Raw genomic sequence first — 26,977 nt, 5'->3', positions numbered from 1 at the left:
ATGTCGTTCAGTGTGCTCATGAGACCCTCAGACGGCAGCGATGCGACGGATCGCGCTGATCAGCTTGGCGTCGTCGAACGGTTTCACGATCCATCCGGTCGCGCCGGCATTGCGCGCACGATCCTTCAGGTCCTGCGCGCTTTCGGTGGTCAGAACCAGGATCGGCAACGTGTTCAGCACCGTTCCCCCGCGGATCGCCTCGATTACGCCGAACCCGTCGAGCCGCGGCATGTTGATGTCCGTGATCACGACATCAGGTGCGATGGTGGCCAGCGCCTCGAGTCCTTCCTGGCCGTCATTCGCCAGATGGACGTCGAAGCCGGCATTCGCCAACGCCATGCGCAGCATCTCGCGGATGGTCCGGGAGTCGTCGATGGCAAGGATTTTCAAGGTCATGATGAAATGTTCGCTTCGTCAAACTGGTCATGCAGACCTAGGAGTCTGAGATCGTCGGCGATGCTGGCCCATCTCGTCAGTACGAAGGCATGGCCATCAGTGGCCCAGGCTGACCGGGCCGCGACGATGATTTGGGCGCAGATTGCACCGATGGATTTCGATTCCGAAGCGTCCAGCGTCAGGGGTGCGCCGCGCGCGGCCTTGATTGTCGACAGCAATCCGGCGGCCGCACCGGAGTCGAGTTTGTCTGGCAAGGTGATGACGTCGATCATGGCTGCATCCATTCAGAAGAAGGTGATATCGTCGGTGGCTGGATCCACCTGCCTTTTCATTGGCGGGACATCGGTTTCAGAGACGAGGCGTTGCTGCGCATTCCCGGTCGTCGGCATGAAGCGGATCCGGCGGGCCTGCGTCCCGAGAAGACTTTGCGACACAAGGGCGAACCCCTCATCGCGGACGAATTTTAGGGCAAATTCAGCATTCTCCCGTCCGATCCTGCCGAAATTGTCCTGCATCATGGCACCGCCGAAGAGTTTGGCGCGCAGACGGCTTCGGACGGCGCCCCGTTTCAGCAGATCGTTGATCAGAAGTTCCATCGCGTGTGATCCATAACGATAGCCGGCCGTGCCGTTTTCAGGTCCGGTAGCCAGAAGGAAGTGATTCATCCCACCGATCCCGGTAACGGGGTCCCACAGGCACGCCGCTACGCATGACCCAAGAATGGTGGTCAGAACGGTCTGCGGATCTTCCGAAATCATGTGCGATCCCTGAATGACATGCACCACGCGCTCTCGGGTCGAAGGTTCTGGAGGATGGAGCATCAGCTGATCAATCTGCCATTGATTTCATGAACGATCGACGTGCGCGGTCAGAAATCCTCCCACCCGCCGGCCGCCGCTGCTTCTGGCCGAAGCGCAGCGCGTGTTAGTTCGGCCGGTGCCCGCGGCGGACGGGGTCGGGCGCGGAACGGCACGACGGCATCGCCTCCGTCGTGGCTGCCTGCCAGCTTGAAGTAGGAAACCGTTTCGACCAGGGCGACGGCATCCTTGCGCAGGCTTTCACTCGCTGCTGTGGTTTCTTCCAGTCGCGCGGCATTCTGTTGCGTGGACTGGTCCAGCTGGTTGAGAGAGGCGTTGATATCGTTGAGGCTGGTCGATTGCAGCAGGGACGATTCCGCGATTGTCGAGACGAGACCCGAGATGCGCGACACGGAGTCCACGATCTCTTGCAAGGCGCTGCCGGTCCGGCCGACCAGATCGACGCCGTGCTTAACCTGGCTGCCGCTCTTGTCGATGAGGTCGTTGATTTCGCGAGCGGCGTCGGACGATCGTTGCGCCAAGGCACGCACTTCGGAAGCGACGACAGCGAAGCCCCGGCCCGCATCACCGGCGCGCGCAGCTTCCACCCCGGCATTCAGGGCCAGAAGGTTGGTCTGGAAGGCAATGTCGTCGATGACCTTGATGATCGACGTGATCCGCCCCGAACTATGAGCGATCTGATCCATAGCGGACACGGTTTCCAGCACGACCTGCCCGCTTTGCTCTGCGTTCTTGCGGGCATCCCGCACGGCAATGTCAGCATCCTTTGCACCCTGCGCCGTCACTCGGATCGACGTCGTCAAATCGTTGAGCGCCGCGGCGGTCTGTTCCAGCGTCGCAGCGGTCGCTTCGGTGCGGCGCGACAGGCCATCGGTGTTGCCCGAGATGTCGCGCGCTTCGTTCGAGATGTTGTCCGCGTTTTCGACGACACCGCGGATGGCATCGGCCAGCGTCGTCACGGCACCGTTGTAATCCGCCCGCAGGTCTTCGTAACTGCCGGGGAATGGTGTCTCGATCACGGCCGAAAGGTTTCCCTCGCTCATCTGGCGCAATCCGATCCGCAGGGCGTCGACGACGAGGGATTGCTCATGCTGTGCCGCTTGGCGGGTCCGGACCGCATCTTTCAGAGCCGTTTCGGTTTGGGTGATGTCACGAGCCAGAAGAATGAACCTTATGGGCGTCTTGGAGCTGTCGCGCACGCAGCTGAGGTTGCCGTCAACGATGATTTTGGCGTTTGCGGCTGTCGTGAGTACGATTTGCCCCGCAAACATGTCCCTGTCGGTCGCCATAGTGATGATCTCGGCGGCCGTCTGGGCACCGGCCTCCTGCGTGCCGATCAGGCTGCTGAACGATTGACCGATCAATTGATCCATATCGCGGCCGATCGCTGTGCACAGGTTGCGGTTCGCACGCAGAACCCGCCCAGCCGCATCGAGGTCCAGTCGTAACTGCTGACTGTCCAGACCCCGCAGGATTGCGCTGTTGAGCCATTGTTCCGTCACGTCGGACCATTCCATGATCAAACCGATCGGTTGACCTTCGCGATCAGTGATCCGGGAAATCGCCAAGGACACACGGTTGTCGCCGAAGGAAATCATTATCTGCAAGGTGTCATTGCCGATGTGCTTCAGACGTTCACGGACGTGGGGGGCGTTGGGGTGGAAATCATCCATTGTCAACTGCGTGACTCCGTCGACCGTCACGCCTTTCGACAACTGCGGAATATAGGTCTGAAACTGTGTCAACAGCGCGATCATGGCCGGGTTCGCGTAGAGTATCCTGAATGCGTTATCCGTCATCATCATCGCGGATGACGCGGCATTGAAAGCTGTTCCCTTGTAGGCGATTTCCTTTTGGCCCGCGGCGGCGGCCGTCAACGTGGCGCGCAGATCCTCGACCGATTGCGCGATCGCGCCGATTTCGTCACGGCGGTCCAGTGCACCCGACGGCACGTCGAGTTCGCCTTGGCTGATCCGGTGGATACTTTGCTGCTGAATATTGAGCGGGCGGATCAAGAGAATCCTGGCCAGCATGATCGTCAGCCCCAGAGCGAGGACCGCGACCCCGATAGAGGTCAGGATGGCTCGCCTTTCCGATGCGGTATGCTGCGCCACGGCGATCGCCGGGCTCCATGAAAAGATCATAATTCCGACGGCTTGACCTGCATCTTCACCCGACAGAACGGATTTCCGGATCGGTGCGGCGATGATATCGCCGTCGACAACGATCTGCGTCAGACCGGTTGCCAGGTTCGAGGTCGCACTTTCCGTAAGGTCCGTGATGAGGTCGGGCGTCGCGTCGGTGGCCGCCAGGACAGTTCCGTCAACTGTCATGACGAGCGCCGCAAGCGCGATGCCGTCGGATGCCTCAAGCAGATTCTGCAAAAGTGCCTTTGCGCTGTCCACATCACTGAAACGCGTTGCACCGTAAAGCGTATTGGCGACGAGTTTCGCCTCGCTGACACCGCGTTGTAGCACGAGGTCCCGGGTCGTGTCCCTGCTGCCCGATGCGTAGAGGAACGCGAGCGTTCCACAGACCGCGAAGATGGACAGGGCAGAAATGAGCAGGACCTTGATGGTCAGCGAGGTACTGTTGACAATGCCGGAAATCATGGCCGGGTCTCTTTCGAAAATGTGATTGGTTTCGGGACTTCGCTGAGGTCAGAGGCGTTCTGCGTCGAGACTGAAAGTGGCCGCACCGACCAGTTCACCCAGCGCGCTGACGACCGGCACGGAAACCTGCACGACGTAGATGCCGGAGGATTCGTCCAGTTCGACGGCACTGACGTGGATGGCGCCGACACCCTGGCCAAAGGTCTTCTGAAACTTGTCCTCGTCGCCCTGCCAGTAATCCGAAGTGACGACGCTGACCGCGGCATTCAGACCGCGTTTGTCCATCAGGATGATTTCGGCGATGACGCCGTTCGATTCATCCACGATCTGGCGCAGATAGTCGGAGGTCGTGCCGGACAGCACCTGCGTGATCAAAGCGCCGTCAGACGCCGCGATCTGGTCGCGCCACTGGGCGTCCAGGCCGCTTACATCCTCCTCGGTCAGCGCGGCGTGTGCCTCGTTCCCGGCGGCGAGCGCCGCCTGCGGGAGTGGCTTTGCCATCCAGACGGCCACCTTCTCGGTCACAAATGCCTTGTAGGCATCGTCAGCCGCCCAGCCCGGCGACGTCGCCGCAAGGAGAATCAGCGACAGGGAGAGGGTGTATCGTTTCATGCGCGCACTCTCCTTTAATGAAGTGCTTCGTGTGTGACTTCACGGACCATGCACAGACATTCCTTAATTCGGCCTGAACCACGGACAGTTTTTATCGCCACGGTACTGCCTGGCGATTTTTGACATCGGCGGGCAAGCATGGTCAGGCTGCGGACAGAACGATACAGCCATGGTGAAGGACCTGCGAGTGACCCACCCCAAGGACGATTTTCAGGACATTCGCGCTGCGATCCGTGCGCTTTGCGCGGAATTTCCGGCGGCTTACCATCGCGAAGTCGATGCCGCGCGCGGCTATCCCGCCACTTTTGTCGATGCGTTGACCAAGGCGGGCTGGATGGCGGCCCTGATCCCGGAAAGCTACGGCGGATCAGGCCTGGGCCTGATCGAAGCCTCTGTCATCATGGAGGAAATAAACCGCGCAGGCGGCAACTCCGGCGCGTGCCACGGGCAGATGTACAACATGAACACCCTGGTGCGGCACGGGTCGGAAGAACAGCGCCAGCGCTATTTGCCGCAGATCGCGAGCGGTGCGTTGCGGTTGCAGTCGATGGGCGTGACCGAACCCACGACCGGCACCGACACCACGCAGTTGAAGACCACGGCCGTCAGGCGCGGCGACCGCTATGTCATCAACGGACAAAAGGTCTGGATCAGCCGCGTCCAGCATTCGGACCTGATGATCCTGCTGGCCCGCACGACGCCGCTGAAGGACGTCAAGAAAAAGGCCGACGGGCTGTCGATCTTCATCGTCGACATCAAGGACGCGATGGCGAACGGCATGACTGTCAAGCCGATCCCGAACATGGTGAACCACGAGACGAATGAACTGTTCTTCGACAACCTCGAAATTCCCGCCGAGAACCTGATCGGCGAGGAAGGCATGGGGTTCCGCTATATCCTGACCGGGCTAAACGCCGAACGCGCGCTGATCGCGGCGGAGTGCATCGGCGACGGCTACTGGTTCACCGACAAGGTCGTGGATTACGTCAAGGGGCGCGAGGTCTTTGGCCGGCCCATCGGACAAAACCAGGGAGTGCAGTTCCCCATCGCCGAGGCCTTTATCGAGGTCGAGGCCGCGAACCTGATGCGCTACGAGGCGTGCCGGCTGTATGACGCGGGTGAACCCTGTGGCACGCAGGCGAATATGGCGAAACTGCTGGCCGCCAAGGCAAGTTGGGAGGCGGCGAACGCCTGCATCCAGTTCCACGGCGGGTTTGGCTTTGCCAACGAATACGATGTGGAACGCAAGTTCCGGGAAACGCGGTTGTATCAGGTTGCCCCGATCAGCACGAACCTGATCCTGTCCTACGTGGCCGAGCATGTGCTTGGCCTGCCCCGGTCGTATTAGATTGGGAACGGTCTGATGTTACCATTAAAAGGGCTGACGGTCGTGGCGCTGGAACAGGCGGTTGCGGCGCCCTTTGCAACCGCGCGGCTGGCGGATGCAGGTGCGACGGTGCTGAAATTCGAACGTCCCGGTGGCGATTTCGCGCGGGGCTATGACGATGTCGCGGCCGGGCAAAGCAGTTATTTCGTCTGGCTGAATCGGGGCAAGACGTCTGTTCTGGCGGACCTTGCGACCGACGACGGCATGACGCGGCTGCGGGAGGCACTCGCCACGGCTGACGTTCTGGTCTGCAACTTTCGCCCCGGCGCGCTGGGGCGGCTGGGCTTCACGGACGAGGTGCTGGCGCGGGATTACCCGCGCCTGATCGCCTGCATCATCAGCGGCTATGGGACGGACGGCCCGATGGCGGATCGCAAGGCCTATGACCTGCTGATCCAGGCGGAATCGGGGCTGTGTTCGATCACCGGCGGCCCGTCGGAGCCGTCGCGGGTGGGCGTGTCGGTCGTCGATATCGCGACGGGGGCGACGGCCCACGCGGCTATCCTGGAGGCGTTGATCGCGCGCGGCATCACCGGCCGCGGCGCGCTGATCGGGGTGTCGATGTTCGACGTCATGGCCGATTGGCTGACCGTGCCGTTGCTGAACCATGAGGGCGGCAAGTCGCCAAGGCGTGTCGGCCTCGCCCATCCGTCGATCGCGCCCTACGGCGTCTTCACGACCAAGGACGACGTGCAAATCCTGATCTCGATCCAGTCCGAAAGGGAATGGGCGGCGTTGGCGCGTGATTTTCTGGCGGATGCCACATTGGCCAAAGACCCGGAGCTATCGAACAACGTGGCAAGGGTGAGGCACCGCGACCGCTGCGATGCGCTGGTCGCTGCCGCCTTTGCCGGGCGCAGCGCGGACGACGCGGAGGCCGCGCTGGCCTTGGCCGACATCGCCTTTGCCCGCGTCAACGACATGGGCGGGCTGTCGGCGCATCCGCACCTGCGGCGGATCACGGTCGAAACCGTGAACGGCCCCGTCAGCTATCCCGCCCCCGGCGCACGGGTAAAAGGCGCGGATCGGACCTACGGCCCGGTCCCGCCCTTGCCTACCACGGAATGAACGCCAGGGTGATGACCGGGAACGCGACCAGCAATACGACCCGGACGATATCGGAGGCCACGAAGAACATCACCGCGCGGTAGGTTTCGACCATCGGAGTCTTGCGGTCCATCGCGTTGATGATGAACAGATTCATGCCGACGGGCGGGGTGATCAACCCGACCTCGACCACGATCAGCACGAGGATGCCGAACCAGATCGCGACCTGTTCGGTGTTGATGCGCGCCAAGGCACCTTCGGTCGCGCCGCGCAGACCAAGTTCGGCCATCTGGTCGCGTGTCAGTTCCATTCCCTGCGCCAGCGCCACCTGGGCCTGCGCCAGCAGGTCGGGGGCGATCGTGGCACCCGATTGCACCAGCTCGGCCAGCTTGACGGACTGGAAATCGACAAGGCTCACGAAGCCGAAATCAAGGCCCTGCATGACCGGCCAGAAGATCGGAATCGTCAGCAGGATCATCGACAGGCTGTCCATCAGGCAGCCGAGGATCAGGTAGAAGATCAGGATCACGGTCAGGACCAGCAGCGGCGACAGCCCTTGGTTCACGACCCAGAGGGCAATTTCCTGCGGCACCTGCGTCAGCGCGAGAAATCCGTTGTAGAACGCAGCCCCCAGCACGATGAAGAAGATCATCGCGGTGGACCGGGCCGTGACCATGAAGGATTCGCCCAGCGTGGCAAAGGTCAGCCCGCGGTTGGCGAAGGCGATGATGCCGGTGCCAAGGGCCCCGACGGCGGCCCCTTCGGTCGGGGTGAACCAGCCCGCGTAGATGCCACCGACGACCAGCGCGAAGACGACCAGCACCGGCCAGACGGCGAGGATGCCGCGCATCCGGTCGGCCCAGCCGACGCGCGGGCGGGTGCCGGCGCTTTCGGGATACAGGCGCACGTAGATCGAGATCACGATCACATAACCGATCGCCGCCAGCACGCCGGGGATGAAGGCCGCGAGGAACAGCTTGGCGATGTTCTGTTCGGTCAGGATCGCATAGATCACCAGCACGATGGAGGGCGGGATCAGGATGCCGAGCGTGCCGCCCGCCGCCAGTGTCGCGGTGGAAAACCCGCCCGCATAGCCGTAGCGGCGGAGTTCCGGCAAGGCGACGCGGGACATGGTGGCCGCGGTCGCCAGGGACGATCCGCAGATCGCGCCAAACCCGGCGCAGGCCCCGATGGCGGCCATCGCGACACCACCCTTGCGATGGCCAAGGAAGCCTTCGGCAGCCTTGAACAGCGCCTGGCTCATGCCGCCGAGTGTCGCGAAATGACCCATCAGCAGGAACATCGGAATGATCGAGAGGGAATAGCTGGAGAAGGTCGTGAACGTCTCGCTTTTCAGGCGGGCGAAGGCGATGGTCGTGTCGCCGGTGACGAGGATCAACCCGAACAGCCCCGCCAGGAACATCGCGAGGCCAATCGGCACCCGCAGGAAGATCAGCGCGAGCAAGGCCGGGAACGAGATGATCCCGATGGTCAGGTCACTCAATGGTCTGCCCCCAGATCGGCGGGCAGGATCACGGCACCCGTCGCCGTTTCACGCAGCCGTACCACGGCGATGTAGCAGGCCACCGCGGCAGCGGTGACGGCCCCGGTCATCGACAACGCGTAGGCCCACCAGACCGGCATTTCGAGCAGGAAGGTGATCTGCCCCGACTCCCGCTTGGACAGAAGACCAAGCCACAGCTGCCAGGCAATCAGCACCATGACGGCGGCAAAGACGATATCCGTCGCAAGCCGCAGACCATGGTTCGCCCTGTCGGGCAGATAAGTCGTGAAGACGTCCACGCTCGCGTGGCCGCCGGTCAACTGGCACAGCGGCAGGAAGGCGAAGATCGAAAAGGCGATCCCGGCCTCTACCAGCTCGAAATCGCCGTTCACCGGACCGACGCCTGCGGCCAACAGCCAGTCCGCCAGACCGGGAACGATGCCTTGCACCATGTCACCATGCAGCAGGCTGTTCAGTTCGCGACCCAGAACGGAGGCGCAGATCAGCAGGATCAGGGCAGTCAGCATCCCGCCGCCCAGCCAGGCCATCAGTTTCGAAAGGCGCAGGAAAAAAGCATACATCGGCAAGGTCCGGTGAGGGTTGCAAGTGATGCGAAGAGGGCGTCCGTATCCGACGGACGCCCCCGGCACGCGGCCCGTGCGAGTGTCTTAGTTGCTGGCCTTGTATTCGTCCATCAAGGTGCGGGCGCGGTCTATCAGGGCCTGACCGTCGATGCCCTTTTCCGACATTTCCGCGACCCAGCTGTCATAGACGGGCTGCACCAGCGGCATCCACTCCGCCTCGGCCGTGGCCTTGTCGATGACGATCATGGTATTGCCCAGATCCTCGGCGATGGTCAGGCCGGCAGCGTCGCCGGCCAGCATGACATCCGCCCCCTGAAGCGAGAAGTTCAAGCCGGAATTTTCGTCGATGATCGCCTTCAGGTCGTCAGGCAGCCCGTCATAGGCACCCTGATTCATCGCAACGATGAAGGTCAGGGTATAGAGGCCCGGCCCTTCGAAGCTGGTGTGGTTGTGCACGAGTTCCGAGGATTTCACAGCCGAGGTGACTTCCCAAGGCAGGGTCGTGCCGTCGATGACCCCCTTGGACAGCGATTCCGACACTGCGGGAACGGGCATCCCGACGGGCGACGCACCGGCCAGTTCCAGCATCTGGTTCACGAGACGCGAACCGCCGCGGATCTTCATGCCTTGCAGATCGGCGGGCGTTTCGACCGGGTCCTTGGTGTGGAACAGGCCGGGGCCATGCACGAAGGTCGCCAGCATCTTCATGTCCGGGAAATCGCTTGCGGCCATCGTCTCTTCGTACATCTTCCAATAGGCGTAGCTGGCGGCCTTCGGGTCATCGACGAAGAACGGCAGTTCGAAGACTTCGGTGCTGGGGAAACGGCCGGGTGTGTATCCCACGACGGTCCAGATGATGTCGGCGACGCCGTCCTGCACCTGATCGACCAGTTCCGGCGGCGTGCCACCCAGTTGCATCGACGGGAAACGGTCGATCTTGATGCGGCCTGCACTGTCGGCCTCGACCTTGTCGGCCCAGACGTCCAGAAGCTGCGCCGGAATGACGGCCTGCGCCGGCAGCATCTGATGCATCTTCAGTGTGACGTCCTGCGCCAGCGCGCCGGTTGCGGTCATCGCCAGCATCATCGCCGCGCCAGCGGCCCCCAGCAGGGTTCTGCGGTTCGTGTTCATCATGTCCTCCCCAGACAATGCGTCGCGGGCGCGCAAGCTGCGCCAGTGTGCGACGCATCATGCAGATGGTCGCATGAATGTCACCGACAAACTTGAGTGACCTGCGTGTTTGGCCAATTTGCCTCAGTGGCAGCGGGGATCATGCCGGATGGCCGCCACGCCCGTCTGCGCCGGTTTGCCTCATGGAACGGGACCGCAGACCGTGACACGACGGCACCAAGCCCCCATAAAAGGGTGACAGCCAAGGACAAGACCCATGCTCAGCAGCTTTGAAGCCGAGATCCTGGCGCGGTTCCAGTTCGCGTTCACCGTCTCGTTCCACATCATCTTTCCCGCGTTCTCCATCGGCCTCGCCAGTTTCCTGGCGGTCCTGAACGCGGCGTGGCTGTGGACCGGGAATGAGGTCTATCGGATCGTCTTCGACTACTGGAAGAAGATCTTTGCCGTGGCCTTTGGCATGGGTGTCGTGTCGGGCATCGTGATGTCCTACCAGTTCGGCACCAACTGGTCGGAATACGCCGACAAGACGGGTCCGGTGCTGGGTCCACTCATGGCCTACGAGGTGCTGAGCGCCTTCTTCCTCGAGGCCGGATTTCTGGGCATCATGCTGTTCGGGCGGGAAAAGGTGGGTCACGGGCTGCACATGTTCGCCACGGCAATGGTTGCGGGCGGCACGCTGATGTCGGCCACCTGGATCCTGTCGGTCAACAGCTGGATGCAGACGCCCGCAGGCTTCTCGATGAACGAGGTGGGCCAGTTCGTGCCAGAGGACTGGTGGGCGATCATCTTCAACCCGTCCTTCCCCTACCGGCTTGTCCACATGGTGCTGGCGGCCTACCTGACGACCGCCTTCGTGGTCGCGGGCGTTGCGGGTTGGCACCTGCTGCGCGACCACGCCAACGCCGCCACGCGCAAGATGTTCTCGATGGCGATGTGGATGGCTTTGATCGTGACGCCGTTGCAGATCGTGGCCGGCGACTTTCACGGGATCAACACGCTGGAACATCAGCCGGCCAAGATCATGGCGATGGAAGGCCATTTCGACAGCCACCCGGAGGGTGCCCCGCTGATCCTGTTCGGCATCCCCAACCAGGCAGAAAAGCGAGTAGATTACGCGGTCGAGATCCCCAAGCTGTCGTCGCTGATCCTCAAGCACGAGTTGAACGCGCCCCTGGACGGCCTCGACACGATCCCCGACGACGAGGAGCCTCCCGTCGCGATCGTCTTCTTCAGCTTCCGCATCATGGTCGGCATCGGCTTTGCCATGCTGGGCATCGGCCTGTGGGGCGGCATCCAGCGCTGGCGCGGCCAGCTTTTCGAGACGCGGTGGCTGCACCGCGCGTCTGTCGCGATGGGGCCGATGGGCTTTGTCGCAGTGCTGGCCGGGTGGATCACGACCGAGGTGGGCCGTCAGCCCTACACGGTCTACGGCCTGCTGCGCACGTCCGAAAGCCTTGGCCCCGTCGCCGCCCCTGCCGTCGCCGCGTCGCTGATCGCCTTCATCGTGGTCTACTTCTTCGTCTTCGGCGCGGGCACGTTCTACATCATGCGGATGATGGGCAAGACTCCTGGCACGCCCAAGCTGGGGCTGAACGACGGACCGATCCGCACGGCGGGCATCACCCCCGCGCAGCAGCCGGCGAACCGCTCGCCGACACCGGCCGAATAAGGAACGACGACGATGGAATTCGATCTCGCATTCATCTGGGCCGGGCTGATCGCCTTTGCCGTGCTGACCTATGTCGTGCTGGACGGCTTCGACCTTGGCGTCGGCATCCTGTTCCCCTTCGCACACAACAAGCGCGACCGCGACACGATGATGAACACGGTCGCGCCGATCTGGGACGGGAACGAGACATGGCTGGTGTTGGGCGGTGGCGGGCTGTTCGCGGTCTTTCCGCTCGCCTATGCCACCGCCCTGTCGGCGCTCTACATGCCGATCATCCTGATGCTGCTGGCGCTGGTGTTCCGGGGGGTTGCCTTCGAATACCGCTGGCGAACCGAGCGGTGGAAATGGGTCTGGGACATGGCCTTCTTTGGTGGATCGACCGTCGCAGCGCTGAGTCAGGGCATCGCCCTCGGCGCGCTGGTGCAGGGGATCGAGATCACCGACCGCCATTATTCCGGCGGCTGGTGGGACTGGCTGACGCCGTTCTCGATTCTGACGGGCGTGGCCGTCGTCGTGGGTTATGCGCTGCTGGGCGCGACCTGGATCGTGATGAAGACCGAGGGGCCGGTGCATCACCAGATGCGCGACTACGCGCGTCCGCTGGCGATCGCGACGCTGGGATTCATTGCGGCCGTCAGCGTCTGGACGCCTTTTCAGAACTTCGTGTATTTCGAACGGTGGTTCGCCATGCCGGGGTTCCTTTATACGCTGCCGATCCCGGCGTTGCTGGTCTTTGCGATCTACAAGCTGTTCACCGGCCTGTCCGGCGGGCGTGACGTGACGCCGTTCCTTGCGGCGCAGGCGCTGTTCGTCATCAGCTTCATCGGGATCGGGATCAGCTTCTATCCCTACATCGTCCCGCCCAGCCTGACGATCTGGGACGCGGCGGCCCCCGATTCCAGCCTGAAGTTCACGCTGGTCGGCACGGTCGTCCTCATTCCGCTGATCCTGGGCTACACAGCCTATGCCTATTGGGTATTCCGGGGCAAGATGGACCCGGACGCCGGATACCACTGATGGCCAGCAATTCACCCTGGACGCGGATCGCGTGGTTCGTGGCTATCTGGATCGCCAGTGTCGCGGCGCTGACGGTCGTGGCCTTCGCGATCCGGCTCGCGATCCTCTAGACCTCTAGCGCGAGGGCGAGCGCCTCGCCCCCGCCGATGCAGATGCTGGCGATGCCGCGCCGCGCACCGCGCGCCCGCATCGCCCCCAGCAGCGTGACAACGATCCGCGCGCCCGACGCACCGATGGGATGGCCCAGCGCCACCGCGCCGCCGTGGATGTTCACGCGATCATGGTCGATTCCGCAGTCCGCCATCGCGGCCATCGGCACGACGGCAAAGGCCTCGTTGATCTCGAACAGATCGACCTGGCTCAGATCCCATCCGATCCGCTCCGCGAGCCTGCGCTTGGCAAAGATCGGCGCGGTGGTGAACCATCCCGGTTCGCCCGCATAGGCCGCATGGCCGACGATGCGGGCCAACGGCGCGGCACCCGCGTCGCGCATCGCATCGCCCGACATCAGCACCAGCGCCGCCGCGCCGTCGTTGATCGAGGACGCCGAGGCTGCGGTGATCGTGCCGCCTTCGGCAAAGGCCGCACGCAGGTTCGGGATCTTGGCGGGGTCGATCCGGTCGGGGCCCTCGTCGCGCCGCACCTCCACGTCGCCCTTGCGTCCCGCCATGACCGGCGCGATTTCCCAGTCGAACAGCCCGTCATCCGCAGCCTGCTTCGCCCGGCGCACGCTTTCGATGGCAAAGGCGTCTTGCGCCGCCCGGTCGAACCCGTAGTGCGCGGCGCAGTCCTCGCCGAAGGTGCCCATCGACCGGCGCGCGCCGGTGTTGGTGCGGGCATAGGCGTCCTCCAGCCCGTCCAGCATCATGTGATCCAGCATCACGTCATGGCCGATCCGCGCCCCGCCGCGGGCCTTGGGCAAGAGATAAGGCGCGTTGGTCATGCTCTCCATGCCACCGGCCACCACGGTCGCCACGTTACCGGCCAGGATTGCGTCCATGCCCTGCGTGACAGCCTTCATACCCGACCCGCAGACCTTGCTGACCGTCGTGCATGGCACCTCCATCCCGATCCCGGCCCCCAACGAGGCCTGGCGTGCCGGGGCTTGGCCCAGCCCTGCGGGCAGCACATTGCCCATCAGGACCTCGCCCACCTGGGCTGCGTCCAGCCCGGCGCGGTCCAGCGCGGCGCGGATCGCCACGCTGCCGAGCTGCGGTGCCGTGACACCTGAGAACGCACCCTGGAATGCGCCAAGCGGTGTGCGGGCAGCACCGGTAATGTAGATGTGGGTCATGAAAGCCTCCTTGGATCACGGCATCCTTGCGCGGCAGAAAACCTGACGCAAGGCCGCTTGAACACCTGCGCGTCACACCTATTCTAGAATTGACGCGGATCAGATGATGAAGGGCAGCCCCATGAAATTCACCGAAGAACATCTTTGGCTGCGCATCGAGGATGACATTGTCGTGGTCGGCATCACCGATTTCGCCGCGACCGAGCTGGGCGAGATTTCCTTTGTCGAACTGCCGGAGGAAGGCGACGCCGTCGCCCGCGACGACGATTGCGCCGTGATCGAAAGCGAGAAGACGTCCTCTGACATCCTTGCCCCCATCGCGGGCGAGATCGTCGACGTGAACACGGCGCTGGTCACCAACCCCGGCCTGCTCAGCGACGATCCCATTGGCGACGGCTGGCTGTTCGCCATCGCACCCGAGGACATGGACGATCTGGACGAATTCCTCGACGAAGGGGCCTACAAGAAGTTCGTGGGCTAGGCCCGCACCGCCCCCATGAATCGGTCGCGGATCGTGACCGGGTCCATCGTGATGACCGGCATTTTGGCGTTGCCGCTGTCGCATTTGCACACGATGACGGTCTGCCTGCCGCTATCGATGGCGGCTTGCAGGGTCGTGGCCGTCTCCTCGGCTTTGCAGGAGATCACGTTGTCGCAACCGCAGGCCACGGCCACGTCCTCCAGCCTTGTCTTCATCCCGGCATAGGTCGGCTGGTCGCCGGTCGATCCGTAGCTGCCGTTGTCCACGATCAGCAGGATGAAGTTGTCGGCGACGTTGTTCGCGATGGTCGGCAGGGTCCCGAGGTTCGTCAGCACCGATCCGTCGCCGTCGATGGCGATCACGGTCTTGGGCTGGGCAAGCGCGAGGCCCAGACCGATGCTTGAGGCCAGCCCCATCGTGCCGAGCATGTAGAAGTTGCTGGCCTGATCGTGGATCGCGTGCAGTTCCTGCGAGGGAATGCCGATGTTGCAGACGACAAGCCGGCCATTCAGGATCGGGGCGATATCCTTCAAGATTTCGGAGCGGATCATTCGCCGTATCCTCCCCAGAAGGACGCATCGGTCAGGATTGCGACCGGCTTGTTGCACATGAAGGTGTATTTCAGGATCGCGTCGAATTCGTCGGCATCGCCGGTCCTGTGGAAATGATAGGTCGGGATGTTCAGCTGCGCCAGCAGCGCCTTGGTATGCACCGCCATTTCCGCTTGGCAGGCGACGGGCTCGCGCAATTCGCCCCGGTACGAAATCAGCATCGGCAGCGGCATCCGGTAATACTGGATCAGCGTGACTAGCGTGTTGATCGTCACGCCGATCGCGGTGTTCTGCATGATGATCGCGCTGCGCACCCCGCCCATGAAGGCCCCGGCGCACAGGCCCATGCCCTCGTCTTCCTTGTTGGCAGGGACGTGCCGGATCGCGGGATGGGCGTCGACCGCGTCGATGACGCCGGCAAGTTGCTTGCAGGGGACGGTCGTGATGAACCCCACGTCGTTCGCCGCGAAATCCGCGACCAGTTTTTCGGAAATGTTCACAGGATCTCTTTCGTGATCTGGGTGGTGGCGGGGTCGAAGTCGGGAAAATACTTGGCAAGGCGCACGTCGGCGGTGCGGGCATGGCCTTCCATCCCCTCCAGCCGAGAGATGCGCGCCGTGGCTTCGGCCACCGGGCGCGACCCGGTGCGGGTGGCCTGCTGCCATGTGACGATCTTCATGAACTTGTGCACGGACAGTCCGCCGGTATATTTCGCGGCCCCCGAGGTGGGCAGGACGTGATTGGTGCCGCTGGCCTTGTCGCCGAAGGCCACGGTCGTCTCTTCGCCCAGGAACAGGCTGCCGTAGTTGCGCAGGCGGTCCAGCCACCACGGCAGGTCGGCGGCCTGCACGTGCAGGTGTTCGGGGGCATAGGCGTCGGACGTCGCGGCCATGTTCTCGCGGCTGTCGCACAGGATCACCTCCGCGCAGTCGCGCCAGGCGGCTTCGGCGTTCAGGCGATTGACCTCTGGCAGGGTAGCGATCAGGGCAGGCACGCGCGCCATGACATCGCGCGCAAGGGTTTCGTCGTCGGTGATCAGCCAGACGGGAGAGTTGTAGCCATGTTCCGCCTGCCCCACGAGGTCGGCAGCGACGATGGCGGCCTCGGCCGTGCGGTCCGCGACGATCAGGCTGTCGGTCGGACCGGCGACCATGTCGATGCCGACACGCCCGAACAGCAGACGCTTGGCCTCGGCCACGAACTGGTTGCCGGGCCCGACGAGGATGTCGGCGGGCGGCAGGCCCAGCAACCCGAAGGTCATCGCCGCGATCGCCTGCACCCCGCCCATCGCCACGATGGTATCGGCACCGCACAGGTCAGCGGCAAAGATCAGCGCGTCGTCGATCCCGTCATCGCCGCGCGGTGGCGAACAGGCGGTGATGTGACCCACGCCCGCGACCTTTGCGGTGGTCACGGTCATGATCGCGCTGGCAATATGGCTGTAACGCCCGCCGGGAACGTAGCAGCCGGCACTGCCCAAAGGCAGGTTGCGTTGTCCGGCAGTCAGGCCCGGCACCACTTCGATCGTCAGGTCCTGCACCGTTGCCCGCTGTGCCTGCGCAAAGCGGGCAATATTGGCGTGGGCAAAATGGATGTCGGCCTTGACCGCTTCGGGCACGCGGGCGCAGGCGGCGGCGATCTGATCGGTGGTCAGGACGATGGGGCCATCATAGCGGTCGAACTGGCGGGCATAGTCCAGCGCCACCGCATCGCCGCCCGCCTCGATCCGGGTCAGCATGTCCTGCACGATGTGACGCACGTCAGAGGCATCGTTTTGCGGCCTGCGCGTGGCCTGTTTCAGATAAGTCCGCGTCATAGCCCCTCCGCTGCCTCGCGGCATCCTGCGTCCGGCGCAGGGCGATTGGCAAGCGTCAGGTTGTAACGTCCGGGCCGCTGCGGCCAGTGCGGGCCGTGATGCCCGCGATCTCCTCTGCCGCCGCGACGATGCCCGCCAGCGCGTCCTGCGGATCGCGGTCGAAATTGGCGGGGTCAAGCTCCAGCGCTTCGAGGTAGAGGCGCAGGGTCGCCCCTGACGTTCCGGTGCCCGACAGGCGGATCACGAAACGCGCGCCGTCGTCAAAGATCACGCGGATGCCCTGATGTTCGGACACCGACTGATCGACCGGATCGTGGTAGGTGTAGTCGTCGGCGGTGGCGACCGTGCGCCCCTGCACCTTTTGCCCCGGCAGATCGGCCAGCTTGCCGCGCAGGTCGGCGACCAGCGCGTTGGCGACCTCCGTCTCGATCGCCTCGTAATCGTGGCGAGAATAGTAGTTGCGCCCGTAGGTCTGCCAGTGATCGTGCATGATCGCTGCCACCGACATGCCGCGCGCGGCCAGGATGTTCAGCCACATCAGCACGGCCCAGACACCGTCCTTTTCGCGGACGTGATCCGACCCGGTGCCGAAGGATTCCTCTCCGCACAGGGTCACGCGGCCGTCGTCCATCAGGTTGCCGAAGAATTTCCAACCCGTCGGGGTTTCATAGCACGGCATCCCCAGCTTTTCCGCGACACGGTCGGCGGCGGCAGAGGTCGGCATCGACCGCGCCACACCGGCCAGACCGGCGGTGTAGCCGGGGGCAAGATGTGCATTGGCCGCCAACACAGCAAGGCTGTCCGAGGGGCTGACATAAACCTGCGGGCCGACGATCATGTTGCGGTCGCCGTCGCCGTCGCTGGCGGCGCCAAAGTCGGGCGCGTCGGCACCGTTCATCGTGTCCATCAACTCATGCGCCCAGGTGGGGTTCGGATCGGGGTGCATCCCGCCGAAGTCGGGCAAGGGCGTGCCGTGGACCACGGAACCCTTTGCCGCGCCAAGGCGGTTCTCGATGATCTCGCGCGCATAGGGCCCGGTGATCGCGTTCATCGCGTCGAAACTGATGCGGAAGCCTTTCGCGATCATCACCTTGATGGCGGTGAAGTCGAACAGCGTCTCCATCAGCGCGGCATAATCGGTGACAGGATCGATCACGGTGATCTTCATGTCGCCCAGCGCGGTTTCACCCAAGGTGGCTATGTCCACGTCCTGCGCGTCGGTGATGTGGTATTCCGTGATCTCGGTCGTCCGGGCAAAGATGCGGTCGGTCAGACCCTCGGCCGCCGGGCCGCCGTTGGGACCGTTGAACTTGATCCCGAAATCCTCATCCTCGCCACCCGGATTGTGGCTGGCTGACATGATCAGTCCGCCGTTGGTCCGGTTCAGGCGGATCAGATGCGATGCAGCGGGCGTTGACAGCAACGCCCCCTGCCCCACGATGATATGCGCGGCCCCATTGGCGGCAGCCATGCGCAGGATCACCTGTGCGGCACGGTCGTTGAAGTAACGCCCGTCGCCGCCGACGACGAAGGTCTTGCCCTTTGCCCCGCCAATGGCATCGAAGACACTTTGCACGAAGTTTTCGAGGTAATGCGGTTGCATGAAGACGCGGGTCTTCTTGCGCAGGCCGGATGTGCCGGGCTTCTGCCCTTCGATCGGTCGGGTGCTGACGGTGTGCATGGGCGGTCCTCCTGAACCGAAAGCTGGACTGAACCGAAAGCTAGGTCACGCCGGCGTCTGGGCAAAGACGCAAACCGACTGCGCGGCGATCTTTGCCGTGGTGCCTGCAATGCACTGCGGCCCGTCCTCCGGGGCGGCGGTATCGAGCACCAGTTCCCACAGGCAACCGGGCGGGCAGTCGGGCAGCGTAACCGTCACCTCGTCCCCCGCGTTGAAGGTCAGGAACAGCGTATCCGTCGATGCGGCGTATTCGGGGGTGTCCGAGGAGGTGCGTACCTCGACCGACAGTGCGCGCCAGTCGGGGTTCTGCCAGTCGGAGGCCGAGGGCGCGCGCCCGTCGGGCATCCGCCAGAACAGATCGGGCTTGCCATCGGTGCGCCGCGCGCGGCTGTGCAGGAACCGGGACTGCCGCAATACCGGGTGGGCGCGACGCAGGTTGGCAAGGCGTTCGACGAAGGCCAGCAGCTTGTGATCGGGCTTGTGCCAGTTGACCCAGCCCTGATCGTTGTCCTGCGCGTAGGTGTTGTTGTTGCCCCACTGCGAATTGCCGATCTCGTCCCCGGACAGCAGCATCGGCGTGCCTTGGGACAGGAACACCGTCGCCAGCAGGTTGCGCTTGCGCTGCGCGCGCCCCGCGCGGATCATCTCGTCGTCGGTCGGGCCCTCGTGGCCCATGTTGTCGGAATAGTTGTCGTCCTTGCCGTCACGGTTGTCCTCGCCGTTGGCGGCGTTGTGCTTGACGTTGTAGCTGACCAGATCCTCCAGCACAAAACCGTCGTGGACCGTCACGAAGTTGATCGACGAGGTGGCGGCGCGGCCGGAATGATCGAACTGCTCGGCAGAGCCCACGATGCGTTTCGCCAGATCGGCGGTGATCCCCTTGTCGCCGCGCCAGTACTTGCGGACGTTGTCGCGAAACTTGTCGTTGAACTCCAGAAACGGATGCGGAAAATTGCCGAGCTGGTAGCCGCCGGGACCAAGGTCCCAGGGTTCGGCGATCAGCTTGACGTTGCCCAGCACCGGGTCCTGCCGCAGCGCATCAAGGAAACCGCCCTGCCGGTCGAAGCCGTTCTCTTCTCGTCCCAAAATGGTCGCAAGGTCGAAGCGGAAGCCGTCGACGTGCATGACCTCGACCCAGTAGCGCATGGAATCCATGATCATGCGCAGCACCATCGGATGTTCGACCCGCAGCGTGTTGCCGGTGCCGGTATCGTTCACATAAAATCGCTTGTCGTCCATCAGCCGATAGTAGGACAGGTTGTCGAAGCCCTTGAACGACAGGGTCGGCCCCATCTCATTGCCTTCGGCGGTGTGGTTGTAGACGACATCCAGCACGACCTCGATCCCGGCGGCGTGGAACCGGCGTACCATCGTCTGGAATTCCCAGATGCCCTGGTCGGTCATGTAGCGGGGTTCGGGTGCGAAGAACCCGATCGTGTTGTAACCCCAATAGTTGCGCAGCCCCTGCCGTGCAAGAAAGTGGTCGTCCACGAACGCCTGCGCGGGCATCAACTGCACGGTCGTCACGCCGATGCGGGTCAGGTGTTCCAGCACGGGTTCCGACGCCATGCCAAGGAACCGGCCCCGCGTCATCGGGGACACGCCTGGCATGCGCGCCGTCAGGCCCTTGACGTGCGCCTCGTACAGCAGCGTGTCGGACGCCGTGACGGCGGGCGGCTTGTCGTCGCCCCAGTTGAAGGAGGGGTCCACGACCATGCTGCGCGGCATGGCAAAGGCGCTGTCGCGGTTATCAAAGCTCAGGTCTTCGCGGGGGCTGCCGACCTTGTAGCCCATCACGGCATCCGACCAGCGCAGCTTGCCCGCGATGCGCTTGGTGTAGGGGTCCAGCAGCAGCTTGTTGTAATTGAATCGGTGACCGTTTTCCGGGTCATAGGGCCCCTGGACGCGAAAGCCGTATTTCGTGCCCGGCGTGATGCCCGCGACGTAGACGTGCCAGATGTCGCCGTCGCGTTCCATCAGCGGGATGCGCGCGCGTTCCTTGCGACCGTCATCGGTGAAAAGGCACAGGTCGATGGCGTCGGCATGTTCCGAAAAGACGGCAAAGTTCACGCCCTGCCCGTCAAAGGTGGCACCCAAGGGATTGGGGCAACCCCCCGCCAACGGATGGTCGCGCAGCCGTGTCGGAATACCTTGGTTCAGATGTGCATTCACGCGGTCAGGGACTCGTATAATTCGGCATAGGTTGCTGCAGATGTATCCCATCCCAGCGCCTGAGACATCCCGCGTTTTTGCATGGCCGTCCAGCCTTTTGCATCGGCATGCAGATCGATCAACCACCGCAGGGCCTGACTCAGCGCCAATGCATCGACCGGGTGAAACTGGAGTCCGGTTGCCACCCCGGCCTGCATCGCCATCGGATTGGCATCGATCACCGTGTCGGCCAGCCCGCCGGTCAGTGCCACGACCGGCACGCAACCATAGCGCAATCCGTAAAGCTGGGTCAGGCCGCAGGGTTCGAACCGGGACGGCACCAGCACCGCGTCGCCACCCGCGAACATCCGGTGGGCCAATGCCTCGTCATAGCCGATGCGCAGACCGATCTTGCCGGGGTGCGCCTTGACCAGGTCCATGAGCGCCTCTTCCAGATGCGCCTCGCCGGCCCCCAGGATCGCAAGGCCGCCACCGTCCGCCACGAAGCCGGCGGCGGTCGCGGCGATCAGGTCGATGCCTTTCTGGTCGGTCAGGCGGCTGACAACGATGGCCAGCGGTCCGGTCACGTCCGCCAGACCGAATTCCGCCAGCAGTGCATCGCGGTTGGGCTTCTTCTTCGCGAGATTTGCCTTGGAATAGGGCTTCACTTCCGGGTCGGTCCGCGGGTTCCAGACGGCGTCGTCGATACCGTTTAGAATGCCGTGCAGGTCGCCCGCGCGGTGCGCGATCAACCCTTCGAGCCCCATGCCGAAATCGGCGCGCATCAGTTCTGCCGCATAGGTCGGACTGACCGTGGTGATGGCGTCGGCCGTGGCAAGACCGGCCTTGAGGCTGGACAGGTGGCCCCAGAACTCCAGCGTGTCGGTATTGAACGCCTCATACGGCAACCGCAGTTCACCCAGCATCGCGGCAGAGGCGCCGCCCTTGAACGCGATGTTGTGGATCGTCATCACCGATTTGACGCGGCTTTGGCCGGTGAACCGCAGATAGGCCGGTGCAAAGCCTGCCTGCCAGTCGTGACCGTGCAGGATGTCCGGCACCCAGCCGTCCGACCCCCCCTGCACGGCGATGCGCGCGGCAACCCATGACAGGGCGGCAAAGCGTTGCGGGTTGTCGGGAAAGTCCGTCGGGTTGCCGTAGGGTCCACCCTTGCGGTCGTAAAGGTGCGGCGCATCCAGCAGCAGGATCGCGGCGTCACCGACCTGCCCCATCAGGACCCGCGCCGGCCCGCCGAAAAGATCGGGATCGGACCATATCTCTGCGCTGGCCTTCGCCTTGTCGATCAGGTCGGGATAGGCTGGCAACAGGGTGCGCATGTCCCAGCCATGGCCTCGCAGGGCACCGGGCAACGCGCCCGCCACATCCGCCAGCCCGCCGGTCTTGACCAGCGGGACACATTCGGAAGCGACGGACAGGACGCGCCCCGGCATGGCTCAGGCCCTTTCGGAATAAGCGGCAATCATCGACTTGGTGATCAGCACGATGCCGCCCTCGGAGACGCGGAACCCATTGGCCTTGTCCTCTTCGGGGTCCTTGCCGACGACCAGCCCCTCGGGAATGTCGACGCCCCGGTCGATGACGCAATTGGACAGGTCAGCGTGACGGTTCACACGGACGTCCGGCAGGGCGACGACGCGGAACAGGCTGGCATAGGAATGGGTCCGCACACCCGTGAACAGCAGCGATTCCGCAACCTCGGAGCCCGAGATGATGCAGTTGCCGCTGACCATCGACGATACGGCAAACCCGCGACGGCCATCCTCGTTGTGGATGAATTTCGCGGGCGGCACGCTTTCGGCATAGGTCCAGATCGGCCAGCTTGTGTCGTAGAGGTCAAGCGGCGGCGTGAATTGCGTCAGGTCGATGTTGGCCTGCCAGAAGGCGTCGATCGTTCCGACGTCGCGCCAGTAGGGCTCGGTTTCCAGTCCCGAGGTCACGCAGCTGTCGGCAAAGCGGTGAGCCATCGCCTTGCCGTGCTTGACGATCTGGGGAATGATGTCGTGCCCGAAATCGTGACCGGAATTCGCATCCTCCATGTCCGCCAGCAGACGTTCGCGCAGGAATGGCCAGTCGAAGATGTAGATGCCCATCGAGGCGAGGGCATGATCGGGGTCGCCGGGGATGCTGGGCGGGTCTTTCGGCTTTTCCAAAAAGTCCGTGATCCTGCTGTGTTCGTCGACATGCATCACACCGAAGGCCACGGCCTCCATTCGGGGGACGGTCAGGCAGCCGATGGTGACGTCGGCCTGCGTGTCCACATGCTGTTGCAGCATGATCTCGTAGTCCATCTTGTAGATGTGGTCGCCAGCCAGCACGACGATGTAGTCCACGTCATAGCTGTCGATGATGTCGATGTTCTGCGTCACCGCGTCGGCGGTGCCCAGATACCACTTCGTCTCGTCCATGCGCTGCGACGCGGGCAGGATATCCAGGAATTCGTTCCGTTCCGCCCGCAGGAATCCCCAGCCGCGCTGGCAATGGCGGATCAGGCTGTGCGCCTTGTACTGCGTGGCGATCGCCATCTTGCGGATGCCGGAGTTCAGCGCGTTCGACAGGGCAAAGTCCACGATCCGGGTCTTGCCGCCGAAATAGACGGCAGGCTTGGCGCGGTTGTCGGTCAGCTCTTTCAGGCGGCTGCCCCTGCCGCCCGCCAGCACGAAGGCCAGCGCACGGTTGGAAAGGCGGGTGTTCGGCGTCGGCTTCATGTGATTCCTCCCAGAAATGTCATTTGGCGTCCTGTATGAAGATAACCGTCGAAAGCGGAGGAATGTTCATCACCGCCGATTGATCCTGTCCCATCCGGGGCACATTTTCCGACATGACCCCGCCCATGTTGCCCCGACCGCCGCCGCCATAGGCTTCGGCATCGGAATTGAGCGCTTCGCGCCAGCGTCCCGCGAGCGGCAGGCCGACGCGGTAGCCCGGGCGTTCCACCGGTGTCATGTTCATCACGACCACGACCTTCGGATCGTTCGGCCCGCCGTGGCGCACATAGGCAAAGACCGACCGGTCCGCATCGTTCGCCTCCAGCCACTGGAAACCGCTGGGCCGGGTGTCGTTCAGATACAGGCTGGGCGTTGCGCGGTAGAACCGGTTCAGGTCACGCACCCACATCTGCATGCCCTTGTGGCGCCCATCGTCGCATTCGTGCCAGTCAAGGCTCTGGTTGTGGTTCCATTCCTTTGACTGCGCGAACTCCTGCCCCATGAACAGCAGCTTCTTGCCCGGATGGGTCCACATGAAGCCGTAGTAGGCGCGCAGGTTGGCAAAGCGTTCCCAGGCATTCCCCGGCATCTTGTGCAGCATCGACCCCTTGCCGTGCACGACCTCGTCATGGCTGATCGGCAGAACGTAATTCTCGCCAAAGGCATAATGCAGGCTGAACGTCATCTCGTGATGATGGTGCCGCCGGTGGATCGGGTCCTTTTCCATGTACCGCAGGGAATCGTTCATCCACCCCATGTTCCATTTGAACCCAAAGCCGAGGCCACCGTAGTCCACAGGCCGCGACACGCCCGGAAAGGCGGTGCTCTCCTCAGCGACGGTCATGATGCCCGGCACCTCGCCATAGGTCAGCGTGTTCATGTTCTGAAGCAGGGCAATCGCCTCGAAATTCTCGCGGCCGCCGTCCTTGTTCGGCACCCAGGCGTCGTGCTGGCGCGAATAGTCGCGATACAGCATCGACGCGACCGCATCGACTCGGATGCCGTCCAGATGATATTCCTCCAGCCAATACAGCGCGTTGGAGGTGTAGTAATTCGCAACCTCATTGCGTCCGAAGTTCGGGATCAGGGTGTTCCAGTCCTGATGGAAGCCTTCGCGCGGATCGGCGTGTTCATAGAGATGCGTACCGTCGAAGTTGCCCAGCCCGTGATCGTCGATCGGGAAATGCCCCGGCACCCAGTCCAGCAGCACGCCCAGCCCCATGGCGTGGGCCGCATCCACCAGCGCCCGGAATTCGTCCGGCGTGCCGTGCCGGATCGTGGGGGCGAACATGCCGACCGGTTGATAACCCCACGACCCGTCGAACGGGTGTTCGGAGATCGGCATCAGTTCGAGATGCGTGAAGCCCATCCAGGCCGCGTAGTCGACAAGGTCTGTCGCAAGTTCGAGGTAGGACAGTGGGCGATTGCCCGGCGCCCGCTTCCAGGAGGCAAGGTTGACCTCGTAGATCGTGATCGGCGCATCGATGGACTGTGCCGCACCCCGCCGTTTCAGGTAGGCCGCGTCGTGCCAGTCCGCATGGGACAGATCCCGCACGACCGACCCGGTGCGCGGCGGGTGTTCGGCGCCAAAGCCCATCGGGTCCGCCTTCAACGGCAGGCGGGTGCCGTGCGCACCGATCAGTTCGTATTTGTAGACGTCGCCGGGTGCCACGCCCGGAATGAAGATTTCCCAGACGCCGCCGCCCCGCCTGCGCATCGGCGCGCGGCGTCCGTCCCAGACATTGAAATCGCCCACGACCGACACCCGCTGCGCGTTCGGGGCCCAGACAGCGAAATGCGTCCCCGCAACGCCGTCGCGTGTCATGACATGCGCGCCCAGTGCGGCCCACAGACGGCGATGCCTGCCTTCGCCGATATAATGGATGTCCTCGTCCGTCAGCACGGGGCCGAACCGGTAGGGATCCTCGAAATCCCAGGCATGACCCTGCGCGGTGGCGCGCAGCCGGTAGGTCTTGGGCCGCTTGTCGAAGCGGGCAATGAACATGCCCGGATAGTCGTGCAGCGGCGTCAGCACTGTCTCGATCTTGCCGGTCAGGCAGGTCACCGCATCCGCACCGGGAACGAAAACCGTCAGCAGCACCGCATTTCCACGGTCCTGCAGCCCAAGCTGCGTGAAGGGGTCGGCGCAATGACCGCTGGCGATCGCACGCGCCGCGTTATGATCGACAAGGGCCTCTGCGGGCAAGGAAATCGTCTTTGACATGAAGTCGGCTTTCGTCGGATCGGGCTGCGCGTGAATGGCCTCTTGCGGCTCAGGCATATCGGGTCATTCCATCTGCTTCCGCATGCAAAGGCAAGCGTTGACGCCATCTTAACCAATTCTGCGACATGCTCCCTCCTGCATGGGTGTGGAAGGGATGCGGCCGGGGTGTGGCCGCGCTGCCATAAGCTGAAATATCGGATTCCTCTGGCTGGTCCGACTCGCCCATGTTTTCTAACAAGGCTCGAACCGGGCCACGCTCAATCAGGATATCTCATGCGCCATCTGGCCCTGATCCTTCTCTGCCTTCTTGCCGCACCGCTTGCGGACGTCGTTTCGGCCCAGTCCACACCGGGGGCCAGGGTTGCCATCGGCAATGGTCGCCTGTTCAGCAACGACCTGTTCGGTGACGGACATGACCGCTGGCGCACGGGGTCATACGTTTTCAGCCACCTGCGGTCAGCGGTGCCTTATGACAGCGCGCCGAAGGGGTTCGGCGAAGTCATGGAGTATCGGTTCCGGACCGAGATCATCGCGCCGACTCGTCGCACCCGGGACCGCCCCTATGCGGGGATTATCAGCCTGGGTGCCCACACGCACCACACATTCGGCCCGGCCGAGATCAGCCTGGGTGCCGATGTTCTGGCGATCGGCCCGCAGACCCGGCTGTCTGATTTCCAGCGGGCGTATCACGAGGTGTTCAGCCTGCCTCGCCCGCCGACCCGCAACCAGTTGTCCGATCAGTTCGCCCTGCAAGCCACGGGAGAGGCGCGCTATACCTACCGGCTCAATCCCAGAACCAGCCTGCGCCCCTTTGTCGAGGGTCAGACCGGCGCGGAAAACCTGCTGCGCGCCGGTGCCGACCTGATCATGGGACCGGTCGGGCAGAACGACCTTCTGCTGCGCGATGTGACAACAGGGCAACTCTATCGCGGCACGCAGGACGATCGGACGGGGGTCAGTCTTGTCGTCGGCGGGGATGTGACGGCGGTGGACGGCAGCCTGTTCCTGCCCGAAAGCGAAGGCTACGCGCCCACCGAAACCCGCACGCGGGCAAGGGCCGGACTGAACTGGCAGCCGGTGCCGGGCATGACCTTCTTTTACGGCGCGACCTACCTCAGCCCCGAATTCAAGGGGCAGGACGAAGGTCAGGTCGTGGGTTCGCTGAAGCTGAACTTCAACTTCTAGGAAAAAATGCGACGCGCCGCAGCAGGCCGCGCTTGATCCTGCGGCTCCCGGCTTGTTAATCTATCGCAAGATCCTGCGCGATGAATGACGC

The 26,977-nt window shown here is 63.5% G+C and carries 24 protein-coding genes; 7 read left to right on the top strand and 17 right to left on the bottom strand.

All coding sequences use genetic code 11. The features are described 5' to 3' along the window. Window positions 1-27: 27 nt before the first annotated feature. The 5 genes from ACOI1H_RS07760 to ACOI1H_RS07740 form a co-directional block, all read right to left on the bottom strand. Window positions 28-396 (bottom strand): response regulator, encoded by a 369-nt coding sequence (locus ACOI1H_RS07760; protein ID WP_422436407.1) that lies wholly within the window; start codon window positions 394-396, stop codon window positions 28-30. Continuing rightward, on the bottom strand, window positions 393-668 hold the full coding sequence (locus ACOI1H_RS07755) for a hypothetical protein (protein ID WP_422436405.1): 276 nt from the start codon (window positions 666-668) through the stop codon (window positions 393-395). The genes ACOI1H_RS07760 and ACOI1H_RS07755 overlap by 4 nt, the downstream gene beginning before the upstream one ends. 12 nt (window positions 669-680) lie before the next feature. Further along, entirely contained in the window at window positions 681-1,154 is a 474-nt protein-coding gene (locus tag ACOI1H_RS07750; protein WP_422436403.1) for a chemotaxis protein CheD, read from the bottom strand. Between the two features lie 110 nt (window positions 1,155-1,264). Continuing rightward, a complete protein-coding gene (locus tag ACOI1H_RS07745) occupies window positions 1,265-3,826 on the bottom strand; it encodes a methyl-accepting chemotaxis protein (RefSeq protein ID WP_422436402.1) in 2,562 nt (853 codons plus the stop codon). A 48-nt stretch (window positions 3,827-3,874) separates the two neighbouring features. After that, window positions 3,875-4,438 (bottom strand): hypothetical protein, encoded by a 564-nt coding sequence (locus ACOI1H_RS07740; protein WP_422436400.1) that lies wholly within the window; start codon window positions 4,436-4,438, stop codon window positions 3,875-3,877. 169 nt (window positions 4,439-4,607) lie between these two features. Between ACOI1H_RS07740 and ACOI1H_RS07735 the strand changes: the two genes are divergently transcribed. Both ACOI1H_RS07735 and ACOI1H_RS07730 read left to right on the top strand, forming a co-directional pair. Continuing rightward, entirely contained in the window at window positions 4,608-5,786 is a 1,179-nt protein-coding gene (locus ACOI1H_RS07735) for an acyl-CoA dehydrogenase family protein (RefSeq protein WP_422436399.1), read from the top strand. A 15-nt stretch (window positions 5,787-5,801) separates the two neighbouring features. Continuing rightward, complete coding sequence (locus tag ACOI1H_RS07730) at window positions 5,802-6,893, top strand: CaiB/BaiF CoA transferase family protein (RefSeq protein WP_422436397.1); 1,092 nt, start codon at window positions 5,802-5,804, stop codon at window positions 6,891-6,893. Here ACOI1H_RS07730 and ACOI1H_RS07725 read toward each other — a convergent pair. From ACOI1H_RS07725 to ACOI1H_RS07715, 3 genes are all read right to left on the bottom strand, one after another. Continuing rightward, complete coding sequence (locus ACOI1H_RS07725) at window positions 6,880-8,376, bottom strand: TRAP transporter large permease (protein WP_422436396.1); 1,497 nt, start codon at window positions 8,374-8,376, stop codon at window positions 6,880-6,882. The two genes, ACOI1H_RS07730 and ACOI1H_RS07725, sit on opposite strands and share 14 nt — an antisense overlap. Continuing rightward, window positions 8,373-8,957, bottom strand: coding sequence for a TRAP transporter small permease (locus ACOI1H_RS07720; protein WP_422436394.1), 585 nt, complete (start codon window positions 8,955-8,957; stop codon window positions 8,373-8,375). The genes ACOI1H_RS07725 and ACOI1H_RS07720 overlap by 4 nt, the downstream gene beginning before the upstream one ends. Before the next feature lie 87 nt (window positions 8,958-9,044). Beyond that, window positions 9,045-10,094 (bottom strand): TRAP transporter substrate-binding protein, encoded by a 1,050-nt coding sequence (locus ACOI1H_RS07715; RefSeq protein ID WP_422436392.1) that lies wholly within the window; start codon window positions 10,092-10,094, stop codon window positions 9,045-9,047. Between the two features lie 253 nt (window positions 10,095-10,347). Between ACOI1H_RS07715 and ACOI1H_RS07710 the strand changes: the two genes are divergently transcribed. Genes ACOI1H_RS07710 through ACOI1H_RS07700 form a run of 3 tightly spaced genes read left to right on the top strand, consistent with a single transcriptional unit; the run spans window position 10,348 to window position 12,887 of the window. Further along, on the top strand, window positions 10,348-11,760 hold the full coding sequence (locus tag ACOI1H_RS07710; RefSeq protein ID WP_422436391.1) for a cytochrome ubiquinol oxidase subunit I: 1,413 nt from the start codon (window positions 10,348-10,350) through the stop codon (window positions 11,758-11,760). Between the two features lie 12 nt (window positions 11,761-11,772). Next, window positions 11,773-12,777 carry a cytochrome d ubiquinol oxidase subunit II gene (gene cydB, locus ACOI1H_RS07705; RefSeq protein WP_422436389.1) on the top strand — a complete coding sequence of 335 codons (1,005 nt, stop codon included), beginning with the start codon at window positions 11,773-11,775 and terminating at the stop codon, window positions 12,775-12,777. Continuing rightward, window positions 12,777-12,887, top strand: coding sequence for a DUF2474 family protein (locus ACOI1H_RS07700; protein WP_422436387.1), 111 nt, complete (start codon window positions 12,777-12,779; stop codon window positions 12,885-12,887). The genes cydB and ACOI1H_RS07700 overlap by 1 nt, the downstream gene beginning before the upstream one ends. On the opposite strand, the gene ACOI1H_RS07695 is transcribed toward ACOI1H_RS07700, so the two are convergent. Next, the gene (locus ACOI1H_RS07695) at window positions 12,884-14,071 is read right to left on the bottom strand and encodes an acetyl-CoA C-acyltransferase (protein ID WP_422436386.1); all 1,188 of its coding nucleotides are present in this window, start codon (window positions 14,069-14,071) and stop codon (window positions 12,884-12,886) included. The genes ACOI1H_RS07700 and ACOI1H_RS07695 overlap by 4 nt on opposite strands. A gap of 121 nt (window positions 14,072-14,192) precedes the next feature. Between ACOI1H_RS07695 and gcvH the strand changes: the two genes are divergently transcribed. Then, the gene (gene gcvH / locus ACOI1H_RS07690) at window positions 14,193-14,552 is read left to right on the top strand and encodes a glycine cleavage system protein GcvH (protein ID WP_422436384.1); all 360 of its coding nucleotides are present in this window, start codon (window positions 14,193-14,195) and stop codon (window positions 14,550-14,552) included. On the opposite strand, the gene comE is transcribed toward gcvH, so the two are convergent. From comE to glgB, 8 genes are read right to left on the bottom strand one after another with little or no spacing between them, the layout of a single operon-like run. Beyond that, window positions 14,549-15,103, bottom strand: a complete 555-nt coding sequence (gene comE, locus ACOI1H_RS07685; protein ID WP_422436382.1) for a sulfopyruvate decarboxylase subunit beta — start codon at window positions 15,101-15,103, stop codon at window positions 14,549-14,551. The genes gcvH and comE overlap by 4 nt on opposite strands. Next, window positions 15,100-15,603 carry a sulfopyruvate decarboxylase subunit alpha gene (locus ACOI1H_RS07680; protein ID WP_422436381.1) on the bottom strand — a complete coding sequence of 168 codons (504 nt, stop codon included), beginning with the start codon at window positions 15,601-15,603 and terminating at the stop codon, window positions 15,100-15,102. Before ACOI1H_RS07680 ends, comE begins: the two co-directional genes overlap by 4 nt. Then, window positions 15,600-16,919: a histidinol dehydrogenase gene (gene hisD / locus ACOI1H_RS07675; protein WP_422436379.1), complete on the bottom strand. Its 1,320-nt coding sequence runs from the start codon at window positions 16,917-16,919 to the stop codon at window positions 15,600-15,602. Before hisD ends, ACOI1H_RS07680 begins: the two co-directional genes overlap by 4 nt. A 55-nt stretch (window positions 16,920-16,974) precedes the next feature. After that, window positions 16,975-18,600, bottom strand: coding sequence for an alpha-D-glucose phosphate-specific phosphoglucomutase (locus ACOI1H_RS07670; protein WP_422436377.1), 1,626 nt, complete (start codon window positions 18,598-18,600; stop codon window positions 16,975-16,977). 45 nt (window positions 18,601-18,645) lie between these two features. Further along, entirely contained in the window at window positions 18,646-20,772 is a 2,127-nt protein-coding gene (gene glgX, locus ACOI1H_RS07665) for a glycogen debranching protein GlgX (RefSeq protein WP_422436375.1), read from the bottom strand. Next, window positions 20,769-22,202 (bottom strand): glycogen synthase GlgA, encoded by a 1,434-nt coding sequence (gene glgA, locus ACOI1H_RS07660; protein ID WP_422436374.1) that lies wholly within the window; start codon window positions 22,200-22,202, stop codon window positions 20,769-20,771. The genes glgX and glgA overlap by 4 nt, the downstream gene beginning before the upstream one ends. 3 nt (window positions 22,203-22,205) lie before the next feature. Next, the gene (gene glgC, locus ACOI1H_RS07655) at window positions 22,206-23,477 is read right to left on the bottom strand and encodes a glucose-1-phosphate adenylyltransferase (RefSeq protein WP_422436372.1); all 1,272 of its coding nucleotides are present in this window, start codon (window positions 23,475-23,477) and stop codon (window positions 22,206-22,208) included. A gap of 19 nt (window positions 23,478-23,496) precedes the next feature. Continuing rightward, window positions 23,497-25,701 (bottom strand): 1,4-alpha-glucan branching protein GlgB, encoded by a 2,205-nt coding sequence (gene glgB / locus ACOI1H_RS07650; RefSeq protein WP_422436411.1) that lies wholly within the window; start codon window positions 25,699-25,701, stop codon window positions 23,497-23,499. A 273-nt stretch (window positions 25,702-25,974) separates the two neighbouring features. On the opposite strand from glgB, the gene ACOI1H_RS07645 reads away from it, so the two are divergent. Continuing rightward, a complete protein-coding gene (locus ACOI1H_RS07645; protein ID WP_422436370.1) occupies window positions 25,975-26,886 on the top strand; it encodes a lipid A-modifier LpxR family protein in 912 nt (303 codons plus the stop codon). The last annotated feature ends 91 nt before the right edge of the window (window positions 26,887-26,977 follow it).

It is taken from the genome of Loktanella sp. DJP18 (assembly GCF_049310965.1).
Lineage (GTDB): Bacteria > Pseudomonadota > Alphaproteobacteria > Rhodobacterales > Rhodobacteraceae > Loktanella.
This window is presented reverse-complemented; position numbering and strand designations above follow the sequence as displayed.

Excerpts from the sequence above, each read along its gene's own strand:
- ACOI1H_RS07760 (WP_422436407.1), bottom strand. The coding sequence starts at position 396 with ATGACCTTGAAAATCCTTGCCATCGACGACTCCCGGACCATCCGCGAG.
- ACOI1H_RS07755 (WP_422436405.1), bottom strand. The coding sequence starts at position 668 with ATGATCGACGTCATCACCTTGCCAGACAAACTCGACTCCGGTGCGGCC.
- ACOI1H_RS07750 (WP_422436403.1), bottom strand. The coding sequence starts at position 1,154 with ATGATTTCGGAAGATCCGCAGACCGTTCTGACCACCATTCTTGGGTCA.
- ACOI1H_RS07745 (WP_422436402.1), bottom strand. The coding sequence starts at position 3,826 with ATGATTTCCGGCATTGTCAACAGTACCTCGCTGACCATCAAGGTCCTG.
- ACOI1H_RS07740 (WP_422436400.1), bottom strand. The coding sequence starts at position 4,438 with ATGAAACGATACACCCTCTCCCTGTCGCTGATTCTCCTTGCGGCGACG.
- ACOI1H_RS07735 (WP_422436399.1), top strand. The coding sequence starts at position 4,608 with ATGGTGAAGGACCTGCGAGTGACCCACCCCAAGGACGATTTTCAGGAC.
- ACOI1H_RS07730 (WP_422436397.1), top strand. The coding sequence starts at position 5,802 with ATGTTACCATTAAAAGGGCTGACGGTCGTGGCGCTGGAACAGGCGGTT.
- ACOI1H_RS07720 (WP_422436394.1), bottom strand. The coding sequence starts at position 8,957 with ATGTATGCTTTTTTCCTGCGCCTTTCGAAACTGATGGCCTGGCTGGGC.
- ACOI1H_RS07715 (WP_422436392.1), bottom strand. The coding sequence starts at position 10,094 with ATGATGAACACGAACCGCAGAACCCTGCTGGGGGCCGCTGGCGCGGCG.
- ACOI1H_RS07710 (WP_422436391.1), top strand. The coding sequence starts at position 10,348 with ATGCTCAGCAGCTTTGAAGCCGAGATCCTGGCGCGGTTCCAGTTCGCG.
- cydB (WP_422436389.1), top strand. The coding sequence starts at position 11,773 with ATGGAATTCGATCTCGCATTCATCTGGGCCGGGCTGATCGCCTTTGCC.
- ACOI1H_RS07700 (WP_422436387.1), top strand. The coding sequence starts at position 12,777 with ATGGCCAGCAATTCACCCTGGACGCGGATCGCGTGGTTCGTGGCTATC.
- ACOI1H_RS07695 (WP_422436386.1), bottom strand. The coding sequence starts at position 14,071 with ATGACCCACATCTACATTACCGGTGCTGCCCGCACACCGCTTGGCGCA.
- gcvH (WP_422436384.1), top strand. The coding sequence starts at position 14,193 with ATGAAATTCACCGAAGAACATCTTTGGCTGCGCATCGAGGATGACATT.
- comE (WP_422436382.1), bottom strand. The coding sequence starts at position 15,103 with ATGATCCGCTCCGAAATCTTGAAGGATATCGCCCCGATCCTGAATGGC.
- hisD (WP_422436379.1), bottom strand. The coding sequence starts at position 16,919 with ATGACGCGGACTTATCTGAAACAGGCCACGCGCAGGCCGCAAAACGAT.
- ACOI1H_RS07670 (WP_422436377.1), bottom strand. The coding sequence starts at position 18,600 with ATGCACACCGTCAGCACCCGACCGATCGAAGGGCAGAAGCCCGGCACA.
- glgA (WP_422436374.1), bottom strand. The coding sequence starts at position 22,202 with ATGCCGGGGCGCGTCCTGTCCGTCGCTTCCGAATGTGTCCCGCTGGTC.
- glgC (WP_422436372.1), bottom strand. The coding sequence starts at position 23,477 with ATGAAGCCGACGCCGAACACCCGCCTTTCCAACCGTGCGCTGGCCTTC.
- glgB (WP_422436411.1), bottom strand. The coding sequence starts at position 25,701 with ATGTCAAAGACGATTTCCTTGCCCGCAGAGGCCCTTGTCGATCATAAC.
- ACOI1H_RS07645 (WP_422436370.1), top strand. The coding sequence starts at position 25,975 with ATGCGCCATCTGGCCCTGATCCTTCTCTGCCTTCTTGCCGCACCGCTT.